1 pseudogene is annotated in these 251 nt (G+C 60.2%); it reads right to left on the bottom strand.

Annotation, left to right across the window (positions count from 1 at the left end):
* Positions 1-113 precede the first annotated feature (113 nt).
* Positions 114-251: pseudogene (locus GWC77_RS28840) on the bottom strand (IS110 family transposase); the annotation flags it as partial.

The following is a 251-nucleotide window of genomic DNA, read 5'->3' as shown; positions in this document are numbered from 1 at the left end:
CGCTTCAGCACGCTGCCCGCGCCGGTGGGCAACGTTGAGCGAGCTTTCTTCGTCTTTGCCATCATCGATGTCCTGCGTTTCAATTCGCACCGATTCTACTCGTCCTCGTTAATGCGACAGAGCCCCTGACCTGTCATCCCCATCACATCCTTGAGCACCTCGCCAAGCTGCAGATTCATCTGCACCATGGCCTTCTGCATGCGCAGCACCCAGGCGGCCTGTTCGGCAAGCAGCACCTCGCGCTGGCGCAC

Origin of the sequence: Paraburkholderia sp. NMBU_R16 (genome assembly GCF_013282575.1) — a bacterium.
In the GTDB taxonomy this organism is placed as follows: Bacteria; Pseudomonadota; Gammaproteobacteria; order Burkholderiales; family Burkholderiaceae; genus Trinickia.
The sequence above is the reverse complement of the archived record's forward strand: the minus strand, read 5'-3'. Positions and strand labels throughout refer to the sequence as shown.